We start from the raw sequence: 15,957 nt of genomic DNA on the forward strand, positions 1-15,957 counted from the left end.
TGAACCGCGGAGTTTGGGCCGCGGCACAGGAGTACGAACTATTTCTTACTAGGGAGGAATAACAATGAAACTGAAGAAATTCTTCGCGGGCGTTCTGGCTGCCGCCATGATGCTCACCGTCGGCGCAACCGCAGCGTTTGCGGAGACACCGACTGCTATTACCCATAATCAGGCTTTGACTGCAACTAGCGAGATTCCCCTGTATAAAACCTATGAGGTAAAGAATGGTACTGCACCGGCAGAAACTTTTAGCTTCCAGGTGAAGTACTTGCAGGTTATTCGTCAGGACAAGGCAGCAACGGCTCCGTATAATAATGAGACTGTTATCAATCTGACGGGTAAAGAAACCGCATTTGGCTCGATGACCAAAGGTAGTGAGTCTAAGAGCTTTACTGTTACCCCGACTGAGTTGGGCCTGGGCAATCCTACTGGTACTGGCAAGTATCTGTACGAGATTTCTGAAAATGCAGGTCAGACTGTTGCGACTACCTATGCTGCTCCTGTTTACATGGCTGTGACTGTTGCGCATAAAGTTGATGCTGAAACCAATCAGATTAAGACTGGTGAGTATGAGTACTATGTCACCATGTTTAGCTCTAAAGAGGCTGCATTAAATGCGACGGGTGATAGCGCTACTGGTAAGGTTAACAATACTGAAGCTTTTACTAACACCTACGGTGATGGCAATCTGTATACCTTGACGCTGGATAAAACTGTTCAGGGCAGCTTTGGTGATCTGGGTGAGACCTTTACCTTTGTGATCGAGTTCACTGGTGATGCTAACAAGTATGCAAATGTTGTGGTTGAAACCAATCAGGGTACTATTAAGGACGCTGATGATAACGCTGTGACATCTCTGGCATTGAATACTCCTTATACTATTACTCTGGGCCATAAAAATAAGATTGTCTTTAACAACCTTCCCAAGGATATCAGCTATAAGATTTACGAGAAGAATACTACTGCTGATAGCAAGAATGGCCAGTATACTGTTAGCGTTGCTGATACCACTATGCAAAATGTCACCATTGATGGAAAGACCGTTCTTGGTGTTACTGATAGCGTAAACAATGCAAATGTGACTGTTAGCTTTGTCAATACCCACGAAGGTACCCCCGACATGGGCGTTGTGCTGGACAATGCACCTTACATTGCAATGCTGGCCATCGTTGCCATTGGTGGTGTGGCCCTGATGCTGAATAAGCGCCGCCGCGACGAGGAGTAATTGCTCGCGGTAGATTAAACCCCACCGTCATCCCTTGCGGGATGCCACCGCCCCTAGTAGGGGCGGCCTTGGCAAAACCGTGAAGCTTTGCGCCATGCCAAGGGCCCCCCTATTAGCGGGGGCTGGCACGCGAAGCGTGACTGGGGGGTTATCTCAGCACAAACCTAACGAATAACCACTTATTTGAATTTGCTTAACCGGAGGTGGGCTGTATCAACTGGCAGAGAAAAGCGTTGAGGGCAGCCGACTTTCTGGTGAGCACGGTGGTCGTGCTGTTCCTGGTGGTCGCCGGGGCGTATTCAGCCTATGCCCTGTGGGACAACTCGCAGGTGTACGCCGCCGCAGACAATGTTCAGGCAGAGCTTTTGCAGTTCAAGCCCAAGGCGGGCGCGGATAACGGCGCAAGCTTTGAGGAGCTGCTGGGCATCAACCCGGATGTCTGCGCGTGGGTCACACTGGACAACACCGCCATCGACTACCCTGTGGTACAGGGCGAGGACAACTTTACCTATGTGAACACCGATGTCTACGGTGATTTCTCGCTGGCAGGCAGCATCTTTCTGGATGTGAACTGCGACAAGAACTTCACCGACCCTTACTCTCTGCTGTATGGTCACCACATGGAAGAGAGCAAGATGTTCGGTGATCTGGATCTCTACAAGGACGCAGAGTTCTTTGCAGAGAACACCACCGGTGAGCTGATCCTGCCCGACCGCACCTATGATCTTCAAACCTTTGCATGTCTGCTGGTCCCTTCGTCTGAGAGCGCGATCTTCCAGCCCCAGCGCTGGGACAGCGACCTGCAGGGGTTGTACACCTTTGCGCAGGAGAACGCCCTGAACCTGAACACCGAAACGCTGGCCGCCATGAAAGCGGCGGGCGATGACGCTCAGGTGCTGGCGCTGTCCACCTGTTCAACGGAGTTTACCGATGCACGCACCATTCTTCTGGCGTGGATGATCCCGTCCGCGTCGGATTCATAAAGGAGAGGATGAAATGAGGTTCCGTAAAATCGCGGCAGCACTCCTGACGCTTGCGTTGGGGTTCTGCCTGTGTCAGCCGGCGGCATTTGCGGCCACCGCGGCTGACCAGCATACACAGCTGCAGGAGCTTCCGGTTTCCATTCAGTCCACGGGGGAAACACCTCTCCCAAAGGAAACACTGACTGTGGAACTTGAGGCTGTGGACAATGCGCCCCTGCCCCAGGTGACCACTCTGGAGATCACCGACGGCGAGACCGGCAGCTTTGGCCCCATCGATTATACCAAGCCCGGCTACTACGTTTACACCGTGCGCCAGCGCGCCGGTGTCAACACTCGCGGCACCTACGATGAAACCGTGTACTATCTGCGCGTTTCCGTGGTGTGGGACAACGACAAGCTGGTGGCCCGGATGGCCGTGCACACACAGGCCGACCTGATGGACGAAAAGGTGAGCAGCATCACCTTCAACAACAGCTACAAGGCCATCGAGACCCCGTACTACCCGGACCCGTATGACCCTGATCCCGTCACCCCGCCTACCCCTTCCACGCCGGAGAACCCGGCCCCGGCAGATGCCCGCCCGACTGTGACTGAAACCACCACCCCTAGTGCACCGGAGCCCACCGCCCCGGCCAGCGTGGTGGCGGATGCCCGCCCGGCCGAAGGCCCCAAACTGATCCAGACCGGTCAGCTGAACTGGCCTATCCCTGTTCTGACGGCAAGCGGTCTGGTGCTGGTGGCCGTGGGTGCCTACCTGATGGAGCGCAGCAAGAAACGTGAAAAGAATGCGTAAAGTATCCCCCGGGCTTGTCTGCATCGTGCTGGGTGTGGTGCTCCTGTTGGCGGCTGGCGGCCTGTACGCCTACAACCGCTACGAGGATGCCCACGCCGGTGCCGAAGCTCAGACCGTGGTGGCCGACCTTCAGCAGAAGGTGGAGACCCCGGAACCGGAGGCAGAGAGCGGCCCCCTGGACCCCGAGCTCCCGGTGGTGGAGATCGACGGCAACGAATATGTGGGTGAGATCTCCATTCCCGCCATCGGCATTGACCTGCCGGTGATGAGCGAGTGGAGCTACCCCCGCCTGAAGATCGCCCCCTGCCGCCAGTTCGGCTCTTCCCGCACCGATGATCTGGTCATTGCGGCGCACAACTACGAGAGCCATTTCGGCAAGCTGGCCTCCCTCACAGCGGGGGACAGCGTTACCTTCACCGATATGGACGGCATCGTGAATGAGTACGTCGTGAACAAGGTCGAAGTACTTGACCCCCACAGTGTGGAGGAAGTGGAACACAGCGGCTACGCCCTGGTGCTGTACACCTGCACCTATGGCGGCAAGACCCGTGTCACCGTCTTCTGTGATCGTGCATCGTAAAAATCAAGGCTGAAAAACAAAAAGAAGCCCCGACATTCGTCGGGGCTTCTTTTTTACTATGTGGGAACTCCCTCCGTCATTGCTGACGCAATGCCACCTCCCTCTCAGAGGGAGGCTTTTCGCTGCCGTAAGGCTCCCTCCTAGAGGGAGCTGTCGCCGGAGGCGACTGAGGGAGTTACTGTTTTTTCCACCGCCGCATCACGCCCATGCCCAACGCATAGGGGCCGGTGTGCACGGCAATGGTGCAGCCGATCTGCAGCAGGACCACATTGCACTCGCAGGTGGGGTACTTGGCGCGCAGGGCGGCGCGGGTCTGCATCCAGAGCCGCTTGCCCTCATCGGCATCGTAGCCGTAGCCCACCGTGATGCAGTAGTCATCGGGTGTGCCGTTGTGCTCGGCCAGATAGGTCATCAGCAGGTCGAGGGCCTTCTCAAAGCTCTTCTGGCGGCCGCGGGCCACGCCAGCGGAAAAGATCTCGCCCTCCTTGAACAGGATCATGGGCTTGATGCCCAGAATGTTGGCGGCACGGCCCGTGACTTTGCCGATGCGCCCGCCCTTGATGAGGTAGTCCAGATTACCCACCGTGAAGAAGATCTGGTTGGTGATCTTTTCCGCTTCCAGCCAGGTCACGGCTTCGTCCAGCGTACAGCCTGCATCCCGCATGGCCACCGCGTTTTCCACCACGATGGATTCGGTCACGGTGGCGGCGGTGCTGTCAATGACCTCGATCTTAGCATCGGGGAAATCCTCCAGCACCAGCTCCCGGGCGTTGCGGGCACTGCCCACGCAGCCGCTCATCTTGCTGGTAAAGCAGATGCAGAGCACCGGGCGGCCCGCCTCGGCATGGGCCCGGAAGGCGGTCTCAAAATCCTCCAGCGAAGGCAGGCTGGTCTTGGGGTAGGCCGCGGGGTTATCTACCATGAACTGGTAGAAATCGCGCACGGCGATCTCCTTGCCTTCCTTGCGGTAGTGCTCACCGTCCAGCGAGACATAGAAGGGGATGATCTCAATATTCAGTGTTGCGGCCGTCTCAGGGGTCAGGTCGCAGGCGCTGTCCGTGATGATATCAAACATAGTCACGCTTCCTTTTCAATGCGGCGGGTTCTGTGGCGCGGATCAGACGTTGTGATGGATGTAGGCTTCACGCTCGGCACCCACGGAGATGTAGGTGATCTTGCAGCCAATAGCCTTTTCCAGATACTCAACGTAATCGCGGGCTTCCTGGGGCAGATCCTCCCACTTGCGGGCGGCAGTGATATCGCAGTGCCAGCCGGGCAGATACTCCACCACGGGCTGTGCGGTGTCCAGAGCCATGCCCATGGGGAAGCGCTTGGTGATGGTGCCGTCGGTCAGCTTGTAGCCGGTGACCATGGGGATCTTCTCCATGTAGTCCAGCACGTCCAGCAGGGTCAGGGCAACCTCATCGCAGCCCTGGCAGAACACGCCGTAGTGGCTTGCCACCAGGTCGATGGGGCCAACACGGCGGGGACGGCCGGTGGCTGCACCGTACTCGTGGCCAGCCTCACGCAGGGCGTGCTTCTCTTCCTCGGTCATGGCCAGCTCAGTGACAAAGGGGCCGTCGCCCACGCAGGAGGAGTAAGCCTTCATCACGCCGATGCTGTTGGTCAGCTTATGGCCCGGGATGCCTGCGCCGATGGGGGCGTAAGCGCCGATGACGTTGGAGGAGGTGGTGTAGGGGTAGATGCCGAAGTCGATGTCGCGCAGAGCGCCCAGCTGGGCCTCGAACAGCACCTTCTTGCCGGCGGCATCTGCGTCAGCCAGATACTGGCCCACGTCGCAGATGTAATCCTTGAAGATGGCGGCATACTTCTCCAGCCATGCCCACATCTCGTCCACGCTGATGGGGGCGGAGTGGTAGCTGCCCTCCATCACCAGGTTCTTGGAATCCACCATGGTCACCAGGCGCTTCTTCACGCTGTCGTCCAGGTGGAGCAGGTCGCCCATGCGCAGGGTCTTCTTCATGTACTTGTCACCGTAAGTGTAGGCGATGCCGCGCTTGGTGGAGCCGAACTGTGCGCCGGTCTTGGCCAGGCGGGCCTCTTCCAGGCCGTCCTGATCGACATGGTAGGGCATGGTGATGGTGGCCCGGTCGGAGATCTTCAGGTTATCGGGGGTGATGGAAATGCCCTGCTCCCGCAGATTGTTGATCTCGCCGTCCAGATGGTGCGGGTCGATGACCATACCGTTGCCCATCACGCAGACAACGTTGGGGCGCAGGATGCCGGAGGGCAGCAGGTTCAGCACGAACTTGCCGCGCTCGTTCTTCACGGTGTGGCCTGCGTTGTTGCCGCCCTGATACCGTGCAACGATGTCATACTCCTGGCTGATCAGATCGACCATGCGGCCCTTGCCCTCATCGCCCCAGTTGATACCCGTAATTGCAGTAAGCATAATAAATGACCTCTTTATCATTTTTTCAAAAGACAGCCTTTTCCGTGCACCTTGCCCGGGATACGCCACCTTGGGAATCTGTACCGCCCGCGGAAATGTCCGCAACAATACAATTATAGTATAGCACGAAACGCGGAACAAAAAAAGAGGGAAGAAATACTTTTCTCTCAATGATCCGCCAGGCGCTCCTCTTCGTGAAGCTGCTTTAGTTCTTCTTCCCCAGCTTGTGCACAGTGCCATCCGGCTCTTTGATCGAGGTGTTGTTCAGCTGGGCGCGCAGGCTGGCCTTTACGTCCGCAACATACTCCTGCCGCAGGGCCTGCTGCTCTGCCTTTTCGGCATCGGTCAGGCCGGTGGTCTTGCTCTTTTTTGCCAGCTCGTTGATACGGGCGATCTTCTCGTTTGTCATCGCAGTTCTCCTATTAGATAAAATGTGATATAATATGACCGGGATGCCCCTTCCGGCAGCTGTGGCTCTTTTGACGAGGCAGCAGGAGGGAGCTATTTGAATCAAAGCAAGTATAACAAAGGATGAAACCGATGTCAAAACAGTTGAATTTTGCACAGCAGATGGACGAAGTGTTGAAAACGCTGGGGCCGCAGCGGCCAAAGCTGCTGCTCCATGCCTGCTGCGGGCCCTGTTCCAGCGCCGTGCTGGAAAAGCTGTGCCGGTATTTTGAGATCACGGTGCTTTACTATAACCCCAACACCTGGCCTGCCGAAGAATACTACCGCCGGGGCGAGGAGCTGAAAAAGTTCGTGGCGCAGGCGCACCCGCTGGGGGTCACGGTCATCGAGGACCACTACGACCCGCAGGAGTTCTACACGGCTGTGCAGGGGCTGGAAAACGAGCCGGAGCGGGGCGGACGGTGCACCGTCTGCTACCGTTTGCGGATGCGCCGGGCGGCACAGTACGCAAAGGAGCACGGCTTTGATTGGTTCACCACCACGCTCTCCATCAGCCCCCACAAGGATGCTGCCCGCATCAATCAAATCGGGCAGGAGCTTGAAGCCGAATTCGGCATCAGGCACCTGCCCTCGGATTTCAAAAAGCAGAACGGCTACCTGCGCTCCCTCCAGCTTTCGGAGGAGTACGGGCTTTACCGTCAGGATTACTGTGGGTGTGAGTTCAGCGCAAAGGCGAGGGGATGAACCGCTCAGTCGCCTGCTGCTTGCCTCTCCTGCCAGGAGAGGTGGCATTGCGAAGCAATGACGGAGAGGTTTATTCCTCCCGCATTCTGGACACCAGAATTGCAAAGACGATCAGCCCCACGCAGGGCACGATGTTGGTTGCCATACCAACAGCAAGACCGGCGCTTTCAGCCACCTTGCCGATGACCCAGGGCATCAGGATCGCGCCGCTGGATGCCACCGGCAGCATGATGCCCATGCTGGTCACGGTGGTCATTTTACCGGCGCTGGCCACGGCGGTGGGGTTCATACCGGCCATGGAGAAGGCAAAGGCGAACAGCAGCAGGATGGCAGGCAGCTGGCTGTGGGTCTGCATCATGGCAAAGTAGAAGGCAGTGCAGAAAACCGCCATAAACACCATGGCCTTACGGGGCTGCCGGAGCGGGAACACAAAGGCGATGAGCAGGCGGCCGATCAGGGTGGCACCCCACATCACGGTGACGGTATAGGCCGCCAGCGTGCCTGCAATGATGCCGCTGTCCTTGAAGTAGGTGACCATCCAGCCCACAACGCTCTGCTCGGCGGCGTTCTGGCAGAACAGCAGGCCGGTGAGCAGCCAGAAGCGGGTGGAACGCAAAAAGCTCCAATCGGTGACAGCTTCTTTGGCCTTGGCGCGGCCTGCCATGGGGGTGAACAGATATACCAGCCAGAGCACCAGACCCAGCGCTGCCAGCGCCAGCACGGCCAGCGTGGTGCTGACCCTGGCCGCGGCAGAGATCAGAAAGGGGCAGAGCAGGGCACCGCAGGCGTAGCAGGCGTGCATGGTGTTCATGCCCCGGGTGCGGTCTGCAGAGTTGCCGCTGACAAGGATAGTGCAGGTGTTCAGGACACTGCCCTTGGCAATGCCCACAATGAAGAAGGCCAGCGCCAGCAGAATGGGCAGGCCGGTCAGGCCCATCAGGCCGTAGCCCACCACATAGCCGATGGTCAGCAGCAGGACGCTGGGCTTCATGCCCATTTTTCCCACCAGCGCACCGGCCAGCAGGCCCGCCAGCAGGTTGCCGATGCTCAGCAGGCTGAGCAGGGTGCCGGTCATGCCGTAGGCAAAGCCGTATTCCTCCTGCAGCAGGCTGACCACCACACCGCTGGAAATGGTGCAGATGCCGCTGAAAAAGAAGGTGACGAAGCCCGCGTTCCGCAGGCGGGTATTCCGTTGTTCCATAGGGTTCTCCTTGCAGTATTCGGGGGCGCAGTGCCCGTAGTTGCTTTTATTAAAGCATATTCTGGTCAGAAAGCAAGGGCTGTTGAGCCAGCAGAAGCAAAATCAGCGCCCAGTGGAAGCGCCCTGCCGTTTGTTCGGTGGGGCGCTTCTGGATTTTATTTTGCGTCTCCTATTGACAATGATCGAATCGTGCGTTATGATATTGTACGGCATCAAACAGTTCTAAAGAAAACAATCCTGTCACAAACAATTCAAAAGGGAAACCATTATGCACGATGAAAGCACCAAGCAACCCTGCTGCAACCCCCCATGGGAGCCGCCGCAGGTCATCCCGGCACAGGTGCGCCGGGTGAACAACCTGATCTTCCGCAAGATCAACCAGTTCCATCGGGAGAACAATGTGGACAACGTGACCCCCATGCACGACTGGATCATGAGCTACCTCTACTGGCACAAGAATGACCCCGTGTACCAGCGCGATATCGAACGGGAGTTCTCCATCACACGCTCGACTGTGACGAACATCCTGCAGCTGATGGAGCGCAAGGGCTATATCGAACGCCAGAGCGTGCCGCAGGATGCCCGGCTGAAGCGGTTGATCCTGACGGAAGAGGGTGGCCGCGTCCACGAAAAGACGATGCTCTCCCTGCACCAGACCGATGAGTTTGTGGCCGGATTGCTGACGGAAGAGGAAAACGCAGAGCTTCTGCGGTTATTGAACAAGCTGCGCAAGGGGCTGGAATGACCCCTGCAAATAAACTTCAGGAGGATTACAACAGATGATCAAAAAACTTGTGTCACATCTGGGCGAGTACAAGCGCGCCGCGATCCTGACACCGATCTTCTCTGCTCTGGAAGCCATCATGGATGTGATGCTGCCTACCATCATGGCCTTTATCATTGACCAGGGCATTGAAAAGGGCGATATGAACGCCGTTGTCAAGTACGGCCTGCTCACCTTCCTGGTGGCGGCCATTGCCCTGCTGCTGGGCGTGCTGGCCGGCAGGTTTGCTGCCACGGCATCCACCGGCTTTGCAGGCAACCTGCGCGATGCGATGTATGAGAACATCCAGCATTTCTCGTTCTCCAACATCGACAAGTACTCCACGGCTGGTCTGGTCACCCGTATGACCACCGACGTGACCAACCTGCAGAACGCGTTCCAGATGATCGAGCGCATGTGCGTGCGTGCCCCCGTCCATCTGGTTTTCGCGCTCATCATGGCCTCCATGATCAGCCGCTCGCTGACCATGGTGTTCCTGGTGGCGATCGTGTTCCTGGTGGCAGTGCTGGCAGGCATTATGGTTCCCACCTTCGGCATCTTTGATAAGGTGTTCAAGAACTACGATAACCTGAACGCCTCCGTGCAGGAGAATGTCTCGGCCATCCGCGTGGTCAAGAGCTTTGTCCGGGAGCACTTTGAGAACGAGAAGTACACCAAGGCCTGCGAGAGCCTGTACAAGCAGTTCGTCCACGCCGAGAGCCGCCTGAGCTTCAACAATCCCGCCATGCTGGTCTCTGTGTACGGCTGCAACATCGCCCTGAGCTGGTTCGGCGCACATTACGTCCTGAACGGTGCGATCACCACCGGCCAGCTGAACGCCCTGTTCGGTTACATTATGAACATCCTGATGGCCCTGATGATGCTGAGCACGGCCTTTGTGATGATCGCCATGTCCGCCGCTTCTGCCCGCCGTATCGTGGAAGTGCTGGACGAGACCACCGACCTGCCCGCCCCCAAGGCACCGGTGCAGCAGGTCAGGGATGGCGGCATCGAGTTCGAGCACGTTACCTTTAAGTATAAGCACGGCTCCGGCCAGCCTGTCCTGAACGATGTCACCTTCAGCATCCGGCCGGGCGAGACGCTGGGCATCATCGGCGGCACCGGCAGTGCAAAATCCAGCCTGGTGCAGCTGATCCCCCGCCTGTATGATGCCGAGACCGGCTCTGTCAAGGTGGGCGGCGTGGACGTTAAGGATTACAGCCTGGATGTCCTCCGCCGGGAGGTCTCCATGGTGCTGCAGAAGAACGTTCTGTTCAGCGGCACCATCCTCGACAACCTGCGCTGGGGCGATGAGAACGCCAGCGAGGAAGAGTGCATCCGGGTGGCCAGGCTGGCCTGCGCCGATGAGTTCATCGAGCGCTTCCCCGACAAGTACAATACCTGGATCGAGCAGGGCGGCTCCAACGTGTCCGGCGGCCAGAAGCAGCGCCTGACCATTGCCCGCGCGCTGCTGCGCAAGCCCAAGGTGCTGATCCTGGACGACAGCACCAGCGCCGTGGATACCGCCACCGATGCCAAGATCCGCAAGGCCTTCCGGGAGGAGATCCCCGGCACCACCAAGATCATCATTGCACAGCGCATCTCCTCCGTGCAGGATGCAGACCGCATCCTGGTGCTGGACAACGGCCAGATCAACGGCCTGGGCACCCACGAGGAGCTGCTCAAGACAAACAAGATCTATCAGGAAGTTTACAACAGCCAGACCCAGGGCGGCGGCGATTTTGACAAGCAGGGAGGTGAGCAGTAATGGCACAGGTGAAAGAAGTAAAGGGCCCCGGCCCCCGTAGGATGGGCGGCCCCAAGCCGAAGGTCGAGAATCCGGGCAAGCTGCTCAAGCGGATCATGGATGAGGTGTTCAAGCACTATCTGCCCCACTGCATCCTTGTGCTGGTCTGCATCATCGTCAGCGCGCTGGCAAACGTGCAGGCAAGCCTCTTCCTCAAGACCCTGATCGATGATTATATCGTCCCCATGACCAAGCAGGCCACACCGGACTTCGGCCCGCTGGCAGGCGCACTGGTGCGCATCGGCTGCATCTACGCCATCGGCGTGCTGGCCGCATGGCTCAACGCCCGTATCATGGTCAACGTGACCCAGGGCACCCTGCGCAACCTGCGCGTCCAGCTTTTCACCCACATGGAAAGCCTGCCCATCCGGTATTTTGACTCCCACCCCCACGGCGACATCATGTCGGTGTACACCAACGATGTGGACACCCTGCGCCAGATGATCAGCCAGAGCATCCCCCAGCTGGTGTCCAGCGCCATCACCATCGTGTCCGTGTTCACCAGCATGTGCCTGATGAGCTGGCAGCTCACCGTTGTCACCATGCTGATGGTGACCCTGATGCTGTTCTGCTCCAAGAAGATCACTTCCATGAGCGGCAAGTACTTTGTGGCCCAGCAGAAGGATCTGGGCAAGGTGAACGGCTACATCGAAGAGATGATGGAGGGCCAGAAGGTCGTCAAGGTGTTCACCCACGAGCAGAAGGCTCTGGATGGCTTCCGGCAGCTGAACGATAAGCTGAAGGAAAGCGCCGAGCAGGCCAACAGCTACGCAAACATCATCATGCCCGTTACCGCACAGCTGGGCAATATCAGCTATGCAGTCTGTGCTCTGGCGGGCGCGGCCATGGCCGTTGGCAATGTCGGCGGCATGACCCTGGGCACCGTGATGGCCTTCCTGAGCCTGAACAAGGGCTTCAATATGCCCATCAGCCAGGTGTCCATGCAGGCCAACAGCGTGATCATGGCACTGGCCGGTGCGGAGCGTATCTTCAAGATGATGGACGAGACCAGCGAGACCGACGAGGGCTATGTCACCCTGGTCAACGTCAAGTATGGCAAGGATGACGAGCTGGTGGAGACCACCGAGCGCACCGGCATCTGGGCCTGGAAGCATCCCCACCACGACGGCACCACCACCTACCACAAGCTGGCGGGTGACATCACCTTTACCGATGTCGATTTTGGCTATGTGCCTGAAAAGACCGTTCTGCACGGGATCAACCTCTATGGCCGCCCGGGCCAGAAGATCGCCTTTGTCGGCTCCACCGGTGCCGGCAAAACGACCATCACCAACCTGATCAACCGCTTCTACGATATCGCAGACGGCAAGATCCGGTATGATGGCATCAACATCCGCAAGATCAAAAAGGACGATCTGCGCCGCTCTCTGGGCATCGTTCTGCAGGATACCCACCTGTTCACCGGCACGGTCATGGAGAACATCCGCTATGGCCGCCTGGATGCCACCGATGAGGAGTGCATTGCCGCCGCAAAGCTGGCCAATGCCGATGGCTTTGTCAAGCGTCTGCCCGATGGCTACAACACCATGCTGACCAACGACGGCGCAAACCTGTCGCAGGGGCAGCGCCAGCTGCTGGCCATTGCCCGCGCCGCGGTTGCCGATCCCCCGGTGCTGATCCTGGACGAGGCGACCTCCTCCATTGATACCCGCACCGAGGCGCTGGTCCAGCGGGGCATGGACGGCTTGATGTATGGCCGCACCAGCTTTGTCATTGCCCACCGCCTGTCTACCGTCCGCAATGCAGACTGCATTGTGGTTCTGGAGCAGGGCCGCATCATCGAGCGCGGCAGCCACGACGAGCTGATCGCCAAGAAGGGCAAGTATTACCAGCTCTACACCGGTAATCTGGCCGAAAATTAAAGAAAAATCGTAAAAAACGGAGCCGCTGTACAAAATGATGTGCAGCGGCTCCGTTTATTTTCAATTTGTTCAAATTCCTCACAAAGAAACTCCATTTTTATCCTGTACAATAAGGGTGCAGTCAGGGAGGAACAGAAAAACATCCTCCCAAGATGCCATGCAGGCAATGAAAACCGCGCATCTCCGGCAGGAACCGGGCGGCGCGGCCCCTTTAAAAAACACTGTCCCCTGCTGATGCGAGGCAATAGCCAAGGCGGCGGACAGACTACCAACCATCTCCTGACAGCCGCAAATGTTTGGGAGTTCTCATACACAGCCAGCGCCGCTTTCTCCTCCTTTCCACGGCGCTGGCTGTTTTTGTTTGTCTACGGATTAAACCTCTCAGTCTCGCTTCGCTCGCCAGCTCCCCTAGTAGGGGAGCCCTTGGCATTCCGTTGTGTTTGCATCGTTACTCAGTAACTGTCCTAGTACATGCTCCCTTAACTGTGGCAGATCTATTACATGGATCCCCATTTGTTCCATCCGATACAAGACCAGAGCGGGGCTCTGGTCTTTTTTTGCGGCAGAAGCCATAACACTGCGTGTAAAGGCGAGAATCCTGTCCTTTTTGTAGAAAAAGATCAGCTGCACATGGCCGGTGAACAGAGCAAACAGGGCTGTGCGCAGCTCCCGGGAGCCGAAGAGGAGGAGCAGGTCGCTCTCCTCTAAAAAGAGAACGTCTGCCCGGTCAAGAAACTGCAGGGCGGTCTGGCGCAGGGCCTCCCGCTGCGGCCAGTAGGGCGCGGCCTGCGCCAGCCGGGGAAGATAGCAGCAGAGCGCCCCGGCATCCCGGGCAGCGGCAAGGGCCTCGAGGTGGGCCAGCCGCAGGGGGCTGTCCACCAGCCCGGCGGAGGAAAAGCAGAAGGCAGAGGCTCCCCGGAACGGGGCGGCCTCCAGCTGTTCCGGCCCAAGGGCCAGCCCGGCGGTGTGGGCACGGTAGGGCAGAGCGGTATCCGCTCCGGTAAACACCACCGGCGTGGGGAAGGCATCCGTGAAGCAGAGCAGGGAGCAATCCACACCATCCCGGGCAAGCCGGGCCGCCAGCTTGCGGCCAAAGGGGTCGGCTCCCAGCTGGGCCAGCAGAGCCGCCTGCCCGCCCAATGCGGCGTACTGGCGGCAGAAGCCTGCGCCCCAGCCGCCGGTCTGCGCCCGGAATGTCTCCGTCAGCTCCGGAGCCGTGGCGGCGTTCAGCTCCAGCCAGATTTCGCCCAGACACAAAACGGACATGTGCACCCCTCCCTCCGCAAATAAAAATCGGGTTACAGTATACACGATTTGCCCATCGGATGCAACCGATCCGGGGCGAATCCTGACGGAATAAAAGTGCCCTTGGGCAGGAAAGGCTCGATTTTACAAAGACCACCTGTTTTTTACCAATGCCTGTTTTTCATTGCCCAAGGTTTACCTAAGATTTGCCTTACCATGGTTTCCCCTCTTTCTCCGAATGGGTACAATAGAACCGTTCCCAAGAAACATTGCAACAGGGCCCGGGAGGGCTCAGGATAAGAGAGGAATTATCGTATGAAAGAACATAAAATGTCCCGCCGCAACTTCCTGAAAGTGGGTGCTGTGGCATCTGCCGCCGGTCTGATGACTGCTGCCCCTGTGGCTGCAAACGCTGCCGCTCCGGCTGCTTCCACCGCAGCTGACGAGGAGAACTGCTTTGGCCTGTTCCAGAAGAAGCCCAAGTACATCTTCCTGTTCATCGGCGATGGCATGGGCACTGCCCAGATCCAGTCTGCCCGGTTCTATCAGGGCACTGTCACCAACAACGGTGCCATCACCGAGGCAGAGCTGAGCTTTACCCAGTTCCCGGAGGTGGGCAGCGTGACCACCTACGACAGCACCTCCTTCTGCCCGGACTCCGCTTCCACCGCCACCTCCATCGCTTCCGGCAAAAAGACCGAGAGCGGTGTCATCAATATGTGCCCCTGGACCCGTGATGTGCCCTATGAGACCATTGCGGAGAAGCTCCACAAGCAGAAGGGCTACAAGGTTGGCATTGTTTCCACGGTGAACATTGACCATGCCACCCCTGCTGCCTTCTATGCACATCAGAAGACCCGCAAGAACTACTATCAGATCGGCGTGGAGCTGGCAAACTCTGGCTTTGAGTATTTCGCAGGCGGCGAGTTCCAGAAGGTGAACGGCGATGGCACCGGCCCCAACAACCACGAGGTGGCTGCACAGGCTGGTTACAACGTTGTCACCACCCAGGCCGGTGCTGCTGCCCTGAAGGCCGGGGCAGGCAAGACCCTGATCATTGCCGAGAACCTGGCCGACGGCAAGGCCATGAACTACGCCATGGATGCCGCTCCGGGAGAGTGGCAGCTGACCGACTATGTCCGCAAGGGCATTGAGCTGCTGGACAACAGCAACGGCTTCTTTATGATGGTGGAGTCCGGCAAGATCGACTGGGCCTGCCACGCCAACGATGCCGCTGCCTCCATCCATGATGTGATCGAGATGCACAACGCGGTGCAGGCTGCTGTGGAGTTCTACGCCCAGCACCCCGATGACACCCTGATCCTGGTGACCGCTGACCACGAGACCGGCGGTCTGGGCATTGGCTACAAGACCACCAACTACGATACCTTCCTGACCAACCTGGCCCACCAGAAGATGTCCTACGCAAAGTTCGATTCCACCTATGTGAACAACTACGTGAAGAATCAGACTCCCTTTGAGACTGCCATGCAGGACGTGAAGGCAAACTTCGGCCTGACCCTGCCCACCGACCCCGATGCCGCCAACGCAGGCAAGCTGCTGCTGACCGACTACGAGGTGGAGAACCTGCGCACCGCTTACGAGCGCACCCTCAAGGTCGGCGCTTCCAGCCAGAGCAAGATGAGCCAGCAGGATTACGAGCTGTATGGCACCTACATCCCCTTCAGCGTGGCCATCTGCCACACCATCAACCACAAGTCCGGTGTGGATCACACCACCTACGCCCACACCGGTGCCATGGTGAACCTCTACGCCCGTGGTCAGGGTGCAGACAAGTTCCGCGGCGTGTTTGACAACACCGAGATCTTCCACAAGCTGGCTGAGCTGACCGATGTGCAGTAATTGACCAGCCCATTTGTACCCCAAAGCCCTCCGGGACGAGACGCACCGG

The 15,957-nt window shown here is 58.2% G+C and carries 14 protein-coding genes; 9 read left to right on the forward strand and 5 right to left on the reverse strand.

The window, feature by feature from the left end; all coding sequences use genetic code 11:
* Nucleotides 1-64 precede the first annotated feature (64 nt).
* The 4 genes from P0G09_RS05780 (at nt 65) to P0G09_RS05795 (ending at nt 3,581) form a co-directional block, all read left to right on the forward strand.
* Nucleotides 65-1,225, forward strand: a complete 1,161-nt coding sequence (locus tag P0G09_RS05780; protein WP_275252187.1) for a hypothetical protein — start codon at nt 65-67, stop codon at nt 1,223-1,225.
* A 233-nt stretch (nt 1,226-1,458) separates the two neighbouring features.
* Complete coding sequence (gene srtB / locus P0G09_RS05785) at nt 1,459-2,208, forward strand: class B sortase (protein ID WP_252249680.1); 750 nt, start codon at nt 1,459-1,461, stop codon at nt 2,206-2,208.
* A gap of 13 nt (nt 2,209-2,221) precedes the next feature.
* Entirely contained in the window at nt 2,222-3,001 is a 780-nt protein-coding gene (locus tag P0G09_RS05790) for an FctA domain-containing protein (RefSeq protein ID WP_275252188.1), read from the forward strand.
* Nucleotides 2,994-3,581 carry a sortase gene (locus P0G09_RS05795; protein ID WP_156060171.1) on the forward strand — a complete coding sequence of 196 codons (588 nt, stop codon included), beginning with the start codon at nt 2,994-2,996 and terminating at the stop codon, nt 3,579-3,581. The genes P0G09_RS05790 and P0G09_RS05795 overlap by 8 nt, the downstream gene beginning before the upstream one ends.
* A gap of 175 nt (nt 3,582-3,756) precedes the next feature.
* Here P0G09_RS05795 and P0G09_RS05800 read toward each other — a convergent pair whose 3' ends face one another.
* The 3 genes from P0G09_RS05800 to P0G09_RS05810 all read right to left on the reverse strand — a co-directional run bounded on the left by P0G09_RS05800 (nt 3,757) and on the right by P0G09_RS05810 (nt 6,403).
* On the reverse strand, nt 3,757-4,656 hold the full coding sequence (locus P0G09_RS05800; RefSeq protein WP_097771586.1) for a DegV family protein: 900 nt from the start codon (nt 4,654-4,656) through the stop codon (nt 3,757-3,759).
* Between the two features lie 42 nt (nt 4,657-4,698).
* Nucleotides 4,699-5,994 (reverse strand): adenylosuccinate synthase, encoded by a 1,296-nt coding sequence (locus P0G09_RS05805; protein ID WP_156060172.1) that lies wholly within the window; start codon nt 5,992-5,994, stop codon nt 4,699-4,701.
* A gap of 205 nt (nt 5,995-6,199) precedes the next feature.
* Complete coding sequence (locus tag P0G09_RS05810; RefSeq protein WP_005935179.1) at nt 6,200-6,403, reverse strand: DUF896 domain-containing protein; 204 nt, start codon at nt 6,401-6,403, stop codon at nt 6,200-6,202.
* A gap of 122 nt (nt 6,404-6,525) precedes the next feature.
* On the opposite strand from P0G09_RS05810, the gene P0G09_RS05815 reads away from it, so the two are divergent.
* Nucleotides 6,526-7,146: an epoxyqueuosine reductase QueH gene (locus P0G09_RS05815; protein WP_097773305.1), complete on the forward strand. Its 621-nt coding sequence runs from the start codon at nt 6,526-6,528 to the stop codon at nt 7,144-7,146.
* A gap of 70 nt (nt 7,147-7,216) precedes the next feature.
* Here P0G09_RS05815 and P0G09_RS05820 read toward each other — a convergent pair whose 3' ends face one another.
* Nucleotides 7,217-8,347 carry an MFS transporter gene (locus P0G09_RS05820; RefSeq protein WP_275252189.1) on the reverse strand — a complete coding sequence of 377 codons (1,131 nt, stop codon included), beginning with the start codon at nt 8,345-8,347 and terminating at the stop codon, nt 7,217-7,219.
* 268 nt (nt 8,348-8,615) lie between these two features.
* On the opposite strand from P0G09_RS05820, the gene P0G09_RS05825 reads away from it, so the two are divergent.
* Genes P0G09_RS05825 through P0G09_RS05835 form a run of 3 tightly spaced genes read left to right on the forward strand, consistent with a single transcriptional unit; the run spans nt 8,616 to nt 12,800 of the window.
* On the forward strand, nt 8,616-9,092 hold the full coding sequence (locus tag P0G09_RS05825) for a MarR family winged helix-turn-helix transcriptional regulator (RefSeq protein ID WP_154276915.1): 477 nt from the start codon (nt 8,616-8,618) through the stop codon (nt 9,090-9,092).
* A gap of 34 nt (nt 9,093-9,126) precedes the next feature.
* Complete coding sequence (locus P0G09_RS05830; RefSeq protein ID WP_275252190.1) at nt 9,127-10,878, forward strand: ABC transporter ATP-binding protein; 1,752 nt, start codon at nt 9,127-9,129, stop codon at nt 10,876-10,878.
* Nucleotides 10,878-12,800 (forward strand): ABC transporter ATP-binding protein, encoded by a 1,923-nt coding sequence (locus P0G09_RS05835; RefSeq protein WP_275252191.1) that lies wholly within the window; start codon nt 10,878-10,880, stop codon nt 12,798-12,800. The genes P0G09_RS05830 and P0G09_RS05835 overlap by 1 nt, the downstream gene beginning before the upstream one ends.
* Before the next feature lie 408 nt (nt 12,801-13,208).
* Here the strand turns inward: P0G09_RS05835 and P0G09_RS05840 are convergent, their stop codons facing one another.
* Nucleotides 13,209-14,066 carry a PfkB family carbohydrate kinase gene (locus tag P0G09_RS05840; RefSeq protein ID WP_275252192.1) on the reverse strand — a complete coding sequence of 286 codons (858 nt, stop codon included), beginning with the start codon at nt 14,064-14,066 and terminating at the stop codon, nt 13,209-13,211.
* 294 nt (nt 14,067-14,360) lie between these two features.
* On the opposite strand from P0G09_RS05840, the gene P0G09_RS05845 reads away from it, so the two are divergent.
* Nucleotides 14,361-15,908 (forward strand): alkaline phosphatase, encoded by a 1,548-nt coding sequence (locus P0G09_RS05845; protein ID WP_275252193.1) that lies wholly within the window; start codon nt 14,361-14,363, stop codon nt 15,906-15,908.
* Nucleotides 15,909-15,957 lie beyond the last annotated feature (49 nt).

The organism is Faecalibacterium sp. DFI.5.82, from assembly GCF_029076575.1.
GTDB lineage: Bacteria > Bacillota > Clostridia > Oscillospirales > Ruminococcaceae > Faecalibacterium > Faecalibacterium duncaniae.